Genomic DNA, 8,206 nt, shown 5'->3' with positions numbered 1-8,206 from the left:
CCACCCGCCAGACCCCCTCGCCCACCCTGAACTCCAGCTCCACCCGGGCCGCCTCGGCCTGGGGGTGCTTGAGCTCCCTTAGGCCCTGGCTGCCGATGCGCGGGGTGGCCTTGTAGAGGGCGTAGGTGATGGCGTCCAGCAGGGTGGTCTTGCCGGCCCCGGTCTGCCCGGTGATGGCAAAAAGCTCCACGTCGTCAAAGGGAATCTCCTGCCGCTCAGCGTAAGGGCCGAAGCCCTGGAGAAGGAGTCGTAGGGGGCGCACGTCTTCACCTCACTACTGGGGGGCCAGGACCTCCTCCAGCACCTCCTGGAAAGCCCTCAGAAGCTCGGGTGGGGCCTCGCCGATGGTTTCATGCCGGTACTGGGCGTAGGCCTCGCCCCACTGCAGGCTCTCGGGGGGGGCTGGGGGAGGTGGGAGCGAAGGGGCCTGGAACTCCACCTCGAGCAGGTTGGGAAGCTCCCTGAATAGCCGCTCGCGCAGCGCAGGGTTCCCCTCGCCCTCTAGGACTAGCTTTATATAGCCAGAGAAGCTTTTCAGCTCCCCCCAGCGCCGGTCCAGGGCCGCCCGGTCAAGCCGGAAGGTCTTTAGGGGCTTGCCCCAGCGGCCCGGTATCCCGTGTACCCGCGCGGGCTTCCCCGGCTCCAGCTCCACCAGCAGAGCCCCTCGTGGGGCCTCCTCCCCCTCGCCAAAATCGAGCTGGATGAGCGAACCCGGATACCAGGCCACCGGCGCGTCGGAGACCCTCTGCTGCTTGTGCAGGTGGCCCAGGGCCACGTAGCCCAGGGTGGGGGGAAAGTGCTGCTTCAGGACCGCGTAGCTGTTGGTGGTGTGGAAGGTGAACTCCCCCCCGCCGAGCTGAGCCCCCTCTACGGTCAGGTGGGCCATCAGGATGTGCACCTCCGGCGGGGTCAGGTGGGCGATGAGCCGCCGCATCCCCTCGGCGTAGGTCTGCCGCCACCCCCCGGCGTCCTGCTGCAAGAGCTGCTGGGCCTTGACCAGCCGCCGCTCGGAGAGGAAGGGCAGCATGGCCACCCGCAGGCCGCCCAGATCTACCACACCCCCCTCTTGGGCGAAGCGCAGTTTCCCATACGCCCGGGTTCCGGCCAAAGCCAGCAGCGGGGCCAGGGCCTCCAGCCGGTCCCGGTTGTCGTGGTTCCCGGCGATGACCAGGGCCGGGACGCCCTTTTCCTTGAGCCCTAGGAAGAACTCAAAGGCCGTGGCCTCGGCCTCGCTCGAGACCACACTTCGGTCAAAGAGGTCGCCCGAGACCAGCACCAGCTCCACCTTCTCCTTAGAGATAAGCCCCAGCAGCTCCTTCAAGGCCTCGCGCACCTCGGGGGTGCGGTCTTGGCCCTTGAGGGTTTTGCCTAGATGCCAGTCCGCGGTGTGCAGGATGCGCATGGCCCGATTGTACGGCTTAGGCCACGGGTGTGGCTTCAGAGGGCCGCTCGGCCACGGCGGCCTGGGTGCTGGCGATGGCCACCTCTATCATCTCGTCGGTGGGCTCGCGCACGGTGAGCATCTGGAACTTGAAGCCGAGCCAGCGGAAGAGGCGGGAGAGGGGGTCTTGGTGGCTGGCCGAGTAGCGCAGCACCTCGTAGGCGACCGCCGCCACTACCGGGATCAGCAGGAGCCTGGGAAAGACCCAGTACCAGGCCACCGTGAGGGGGGGGAAGAAGCTGTAGATGAAGACCCCCACCACCGCGGTAAAGGCGATGAAGCTGGTCCCGCAGCGGGGGTGGTAGGCCGGCTGCGCCCGGACGTTTTCCACCGTGAGGGGCAGGCCTTTTTCGTAGGCGGCGATGGCCTTGTGTTCGGCCCCATGGTACATGAAAAACCGCCGCATCTCCGGCATCCGCCCGATGAAGGCCAGGTAACCGACCAGGACGCCGGCCTCAAACAGCCCGGCCACGGCGTAGAAGAGGAGCCGGAAGTGCTCCTCGTCCACCAGAAGCCCGGCCAGCCGCGCGGGCAGCCATACGAAGAGCGCGAAGGCCACCAGGAGTGAGGCCGCCAGGGTTCCGTAGAAGGCCACCCCGGAGACCTTCTCCTCCTCCTCTCCGGCCAGCTCCGCGCTGCGGGAGAGCGACCTGTAGGAGGTGCTAAGCGCGTCCCAAAGGGCCACCGCCCCTCGCACCAAGGGCAGCCGGGCCCAAGGGTACCTAAGCGTCAGGGCCAGCTCCTCGTGGCGCTCCACGTGAATCCGGCCATCCGGCAGGCGCACCGCCAGGGCCCAGGCCCGGGGGGCCTTCATCATCACCCCCTCCAGCGCGGCGCTTCCGCCTAGGGCAGCGGTGTTCAAGGAGAAGCCGAGCCTCTGTAGGGTCTTTAGCCTCGTTCGCACCCTAATAGCATACCGAATGGGCCGTGGGGAGGGGCGCTAGACTGGAGGTGTGCCCTACCGGGTTCCCAAAAGCCGCCTGCTGCCCCCCCGCACCGCGCGAGAGGTAGAGCGGGGACGGGTGTTGGAGGTTTTGCGGCAGGGCTTTGCCAAAAGCCCGGTGCTGGTGCTGGCGGCGGGAGCGGGGTACGGCAAGTCCACCCTGCTCTCCACGCTCCCGGCGGTCTGGCTGACCCTGGGGGAGGACTGCTCTGACCCGGTGGTGTTGGGCTGTGGCGGGCGAGGCCCTTTTGGAGGCCCTGAGCGGCCTGGCCGGCCACACCCTGGTGCTGGACGAGGCTCAGCGGGCTGGGAGCCGCGAAGCGGTGGCGCTTTTACGCACGCTGGCCAGGGCCCCCGGCCTGCGCCTGGCCGTTCTGAGCCGCCGGGCCGCTCCTTGGGAGGTGTTGGGGCGTGTGCTGGGGGAGGCCGAGCTGGCCTTTGACCCCGCCGAGGCCCTGCAGCTCGGCCAGGCCATTGCCCCGGAGCTCACCGCCTTTGAGGTGGAGCGGGCCCACAGCCTGGTGCGGGGCTGGCCGCTGGGGCTCAGGCTGCTCCTACGGGCCATGCGGTTTGGGGTTCGGCCCGAGGAGGCCTTCTACGCCCACCCTGAGCCGGCAGGCCTTCTGGCCTACCTGGTGCCCGCGCTGCCCCAAGAGGTGCTCGAGCTGGCCTGCCGGGCCAGCGTTCTGGGGGAGGTGGGACCGGAGGAGGCGGAGTGGGCGGAAGCGGTGGAGCTGCTCAGGCCCTACGCCGCCGACCTTCTGCTGGAGAGCGTGGGGGGACGGCTGCGCTTCCACCCCTTGGTGCGCTCCGCCCTGATGAGCCGGGTGGCCCCGGAGGAGGCCCGCGGGCTCCTGTCTAAAGCCGCCGAGCGGGCCCTGGCCCGGGGCGAGGAGGTGCGGGCCGCGGGGTATCTTCTGGAGGCGGGACGGCTGGGCCACGCCGCGGACCTACTCTTGCGCCAAGGGGAGGCTTGGTTGGACCGGGGGTTCACCTACACCGTGCTGGCCCTGCTCGAGCGCCTCCCCGAACCCGTGCGGGCGGCCCGGCCGGCCCTGTTCTTCCTGCACGGCGAGGCCCTTCGGCAGGCCGGGCGCTACGCCGAGGCGGAAGCGGTTTACCAGCAGGCTTTGCGGGCAGGGGTGGAGCGGGCCTTGCTGGGGCTCTCCCGGCTGTACCTGGACACGGTGGAGCCGGCCAAGGCCCAAGGCTACCTGCTGGCCGCGCGGCTGCGCTTTCCCCAGGCGGTGGAGCGATTTTGGGCCGAAAACCTGCTCAACGCGGGCCGGGTTCAAGAGGCCATGGCCTTGGGCTTGGAAGGGCCCCGGGTCTGGCTGCGCAGCGGCCAGCCGGAGCGGGCCCTTATGGAGGTGCGCCGCGCCCAGGAGGAGGGCACGGCCCGAGCACCCCAGAACCACCGCGAGGGCACCCTGCTGCTGGCCCTTCTGGAGGCCATTGCTGGGGATGCCCAGGCCGCCTTTGCCGCGGCCCAAAAGGGTCGCCGCGAGGGTGAGATGCTGGGCAGTCCCTTCGTGGTGGCCCTAGCCGAGGCCCGGCTGGGCCACGCGCTTCTGGCCCAGAACCGCTGGGGCGAGGCCGAGTTGGCCTACCGACGGGCCCTTTCCCTTTCCGAGGGGGGGCCGGCCCGGCTCGGGGTGGAGCCTCTGGGTGGGCTGGCCGCCTTGGGCCATTCCTGGGCCTTTGAGGCGATGGTGCGCCAGGCCCGCGAGGCGGGGGACGCTTGGGTGGAGGCTTTCATGACCCTAGTGGTGGCCCAGGCCCACCTGCGCCGGGGTGAGGCCTTTACCCTCCCCGCCCTGGCCGCCTTGGAAGACCCTTTTCTCAAAGCCCTGGCCGACCACTACCCTTGGAAGGCCGACCCCGACGGGCTTTTGCTCCGCTACCCTTTTCTGCAGAACCCCACCCTCTTCGCCCCGCCCCCCCACCGGGTTCGCAGGCTCCTTTGGGAGGCGGGCCATCTGCCCCTGCCCTATCACCCCGGGGTTTGCGTGAGGATTCGGGCCTTGGGCCCCCTCGAGGTCCAGGTGGACCACCGCCCGGTGCGCTTCAGGCGGGAGAAGGTCCGCCTGCTGCTCGGTCTGCTGCTGGTGCGCGGCTGGAGCAAGGAGGCCCTGTTGGAGGCCTTGGGGGTTTCGGACGGGGAGTTCCGGGTGCTCTGGTCGGAGCTGTTGGCCACCCTGGAGCCGGGGCGTCCTCCCCGAGCCCCGGGGTACTTCCTCAGGCCCTATGCCCTGGTACAGGTGCCTGAGCTGTGGGTGGACCTCTGGCAGCCCGACCCCGGCGAGGGGCTGCCCTTTGAGGGGCTGGACCATCCCGAGCTCGAGCGCTTCCGCTCGGCCTGGCTCCACGAGCGCCTACAGGCCTATCGGAGGAGCCAGCTTCCCGCGCAGTGGCTCCAGGGGCTCCGGCTGGAGCCTTTGGACGAGGAGCTCTACGCCCGCCTTTTGGAAACCGAGCTGGCCCAGGAGGCCCGCCGGCTCAGGGAGGAGGCCCTGCGGGAGCTCGAGCTCTGAGGGGCTACGCGACCACCCCGGCCATCCAGAGGCCCAGCTTCTCCTCGGTGGCCTCCTCGGCCTTGAGTTCGCCCATGATGCGGCCTTCGAACATCACCAGGATTCGGTCGGAAAGCGAGCGGACCTCGTTTAGGTCGGCCGAGACCAGGAGCACCGCTGTTCCCTGGTCCCGGGCCCGCACGATCTGCTCGTGGATGAACTCAATGGCCCCGATGTCCACCCCGCGGGTGGGCTGGGCGGCCACCAGCAGCCTGGGGCCCCGGCTCAGCTCCCGCCCTACGACGATCTTTTGGGCGTTGCCCCCCGAGTAGCGGCGTGCCGCCAGGTCGGTGCTGCGGGGCCGCACATCAAAGGCCTCCACGATGCGCTGGGCGTTGGCCTCTATGCGTTCGGCGTCCAAGAATCCCAGGAAGCCCGCGTTGGGGGGCCGGTAGTGGTCCCCCAGGATCAGGTTTTCCCGGGTGGTGAAGTCCAGCACCAGCCCCCTGGCGTTGCGGTCCTCGGGGATGTGCGAGACCCCCCATTCCCGCGCTGCACGGGCGTTTGGCCGTAGGGGCTGACCCCCGTACTCAATCTGCCCCTCGTAGGGCCTGAGGCCGGTGATGGCCTCCACCAGCTCAGTCTGGCCGTTGCCCTCTACCCCGGCGATGCCCACGATCTCCCCAGCCCGCACCTCAAAGCTCACCCCGTTCAGGCGGTGCTTTTTGTCCTTCCCGTGGACCCTTAGGTCCTTTACCTTGAGCACCACTTCCTTGGGGCTGGCCGGGCCCTTCTCCACCGAGAGGATTACCTCCCGCCCCACCATCATCCGGGCCAGCTCAGCCATGCTGGTCTCGGGGGTGTTCACGGTGCCCACCACCCGGCCATCCCGGATGACCGTGACCCGGTCGGAGAGCTTGATGACCTCGGCCAGCTTGTGGCTGATGAAGATGACCGCGTTGCCCTGGGCCACATACCGGCGCAGGAAGGCGAAGAGCTCATCGGCCTCCTGGGGGGTTAGAACCGCGGTGGGCTCGTCCAGGATAAGGATGCGGGCCTTGCGGTAGAGGGCCTTGAGGATTTCTACCCGCTGCTGAAGCCCCACCGGCAGCTCCTCTACCGGGGTGTCCAGGGGCAGGTTGAACTCCAGCTCCCGCATCAGGGCCCCCACCTCGGCTCGAGCCCGCACCAGGTCAATCTGGGCCCCCTGCCGGGGCTCGGCCCCCAGGACGATGTTCTCCAGCACCGTGAAGGGGTCAACCAGCATGAAGTGCTGGTGCACCATGCCGATGCCCAGCGCGATGGCCTCGCGGGGTTCGGTGATTTGGGCGGGCTGCCCATCCACGAGAATCTCCCCTTGGTCGGGCCTGACCAGGCCGTAGACGATCTTCATCAGGGTGGATTTCCCGGCCCCGTTTTCTCCTACCACCGCCAGCACCTCTCCCCAGCGCACCTGGAGGGAGATGCGGTCGTTGGCCAGCACCAGCGGGTAGCGCTTGGTGATGTTCCTAAGCTCCAGGGCCACCGCTCCCTTCACCGCTTCTGGGTCCATGCCCCCCATCATACAAAGAACCCAGGGGCAGCGCCCCTGGGCTGGTGTGGCCGGGTGGTCTAGCGCTTGTCGGGGACCTTGAGGGCCCCGGAGATGATCTGGCTGCGGATGACCGCCAGGCGGTTGATGACGGCCTGAGGGATAAGGGCCCGGTTGTAGTCGTCCAGGGCGTAGCCCACCCCGTTGTTGTTGAGGCCGAACTCGCGCACCCCACCCTTGAAGGTGCCCTCCTTGACCGACTTAATCACCTCGTAGGTGGCCACATCCACCCGCTTGAGCATGGAGGTGAGGACGTGGTTCAGGGTGCGGGGGTTGTTGTCGGTGTCGCCTAGGTAGTTTTGGTTGGCGTCCACCCCAATCATGAACATCGGCCGGGTGGTGTTGGCCGGGCAGGAGCGCTCGTAGGCTGGGTAGCGGGGTACGTTGGCGCCGTTGTTAGAGATGAAGCGCACCCCGGAGGGCAGCTCGTTTTGCTTCAAGCAGCGCTGCTGCTTCACGAAGTCCAGCACCCCGAGCCCCGAGGCCCCCGCGGCGGCGTAGATGATGTCAGCCCCTTGCTTGGCCTGGGCGCTGGCGATCTCCTTGGCCTTGCCAGGGTCGTTCCAGGCGGTGGGGGTGTTGCCCACGTAGTTGATAAGCACCCGCGGGTTGGCGATGCCCCGCTCGCGCATCCCCGCGATGGCCCCGGCGCGGTAGCCCTGCTCAAACTTGTGAATCAGGGGAATGTCCATCCCGCCCACGAAGCCCACCACCCCGGTGTTGGTCAGACGGCCCGCGATGTAGCCCACCAGGTAGCTGCCCTCGTGCTCACGGAAGACCAGGCCCACGGCGTTTTCGCACTTGCCCTCGCAGGGCACCGAGTCAATCACGGCGAACTTGATGTCCTTGAACTCCTGGGCGTTCTTGGTGATGGAGGGCTCGTTGGCAAAGCCCACCCCGATGATGAGGTCAAAGCCCTCCTCGGCGAAGCGGCGGATGCCCTGGCCCACCTGGCCGGGGTCGGCCGGCTCAAAGTCGAAAACCCTTACCCCAAGCTCCCGGGCCGCCCGCTGGGCCCCCTCAAAGGTGGACTGGTTGAAGCTGCGGTCGTTTTTACCACCGGCGTCAAAGGCCATGCCTACCCGGATCTCCTGGGCTAGGCCCAGGCCAAGGGCGGCGACGGCGGCTACCCCTAGGATGGCGAGTTTCTTCATGACGGCTTCCTCCTTGTGAAGCGCAGGCTTTATGGCTACTAGCCTCCGGCATTATAGTCCAGAACCCCTGGGGCATAAAAGGGCCTTGGTGAAGCGAGCGGGGGAGGTGCAAACAGTTGAGCAATAACAGCTTTAGGCTACAATAGCCCCCAGATGCCCCTGCTTCTCCTTACAGCCCATCAGTTCAGGGAGCGCTACGGCATTCACCGCAACACCCCGCGCGCCTGGGAACGGCGAGGCTTAGGTCCTCACCCTGGTGGAGGGCCCAAGGCGCTAATGGGCGCTTTGGTTGACTAGGTGCTAGCATTGCGCTATGCTTGTGCCCTCGGCAAAACAGCGCATCCTGGAACTTAGGGAGCTGATCCGCTACCACAACTACCGCTACTACGTGCTGGACGACCCCGAGATATCCGACGCCGAGTACGACCGGCTGATGGAGGAGCTGCGAAGGCTGGAGGAGGCCCACCCCGAGCTCATCACCCCCGACTCGCCCACCCAGACTGTGGGCAGCAGCCTCCTCGAGACCCCCTTTACTCCGGTGCCCCACCCCACCCGGATGTACTC

General features: G+C 67.9%; 7 protein-coding genes and 1 pseudogene. 3 read left to right on the top strand and 5 right to left on the bottom strand.

The window, feature by feature from the left end; translation table 11 throughout:
• The 3 genes from Mlute_RS12940 to Mlute_RS12930 form a co-directional block, all read right to left on the bottom strand.
• Positions 1-262 (bottom strand): AAA family ATPase (locus Mlute_RS12940; RefSeq protein ID WP_119361023.1); only part of this gene is annotated, 262 nt, incomplete at its 3' end.
• Between the two features lie 12 nt (positions 263-274).
• Positions 275-1,402 (bottom strand): metallophosphoesterase family protein, encoded by a 1,128-nt coding sequence (locus Mlute_RS12935; protein ID WP_119361022.1) that lies wholly within the window; start codon positions 1,400-1,402, stop codon positions 275-277.
• Positions 1,403-1,418: 16 nt separating this feature from the next.
• Positions 1,419-2,258, bottom strand: a complete 840-nt coding sequence (locus tag Mlute_RS12930) for a DUF1385 domain-containing protein (RefSeq protein WP_119361024.1) — start codon at positions 2,256-2,258, stop codon at positions 1,419-1,421.
• Between the two features lie 136 nt (positions 2,259-2,394).
• On the opposite strand from Mlute_RS12930, the pseudogene Mlute_RS12925 reads away from it, so the two are divergent.
• A pseudogene (locus Mlute_RS12925) lies at positions 2,395-4,918 on the top strand (hypothetical protein).
• A gap of 4 nt (positions 4,919-4,922) precedes the next feature.
• Here the strand turns inward: Mlute_RS12925 and Mlute_RS12920 are convergent.
• Together Mlute_RS12920 and Mlute_RS12915 are read right to left on the bottom strand one after the other, a co-directional pair.
• A complete protein-coding gene (locus tag Mlute_RS12920; RefSeq protein ID WP_119361021.1) occupies positions 4,923-6,449 on the bottom strand; it encodes an ABC transporter ATP-binding protein in 1,527 nt (508 codons plus the stop codon).
• A 59-nt stretch (positions 6,450-6,508) separates the two neighbouring features.
• Entirely contained in the window at positions 6,509-7,642 is a 1,134-nt protein-coding gene (locus Mlute_RS12915) for a BMP family lipoprotein (RefSeq protein WP_119361020.1), read from the bottom strand.
• 153 nt (positions 7,643-7,795) lie between these two features.
• Here Mlute_RS12915 and Mlute_RS15875 point away from each other — a divergent pair, with 153 nt between their 5' ends.
• Together Mlute_RS15875 and Mlute_RS12910 are read left to right on the top strand one after the other, a co-directional pair.
• A complete protein-coding gene (locus Mlute_RS15875; RefSeq protein ID WP_220452085.1) occupies positions 7,796-7,939 on the top strand; it encodes a hypothetical protein in 144 nt (47 codons plus the stop codon).
• A gap of 16 nt (positions 7,940-7,955) precedes the next feature.
• Positions 7,956-8,206 (top strand): DNA ligase LigA-related protein (locus tag Mlute_RS12910; RefSeq protein WP_407942656.1); only part of this gene is annotated, 251 nt, incomplete at its 3' end.

The sequence above is a fragment of the Meiothermus luteus genome (genome assembly GCF_003574085.1).
Classification (GTDB): Bacteria; Deinococcota; Deinococci; order Deinococcales; family Thermaceae; genus Meiothermus; species Meiothermus luteus.
The sequence above is the reverse complement of the archived record's forward strand: the minus strand, read 5'-3'. Positions and strand labels throughout refer to the sequence as shown.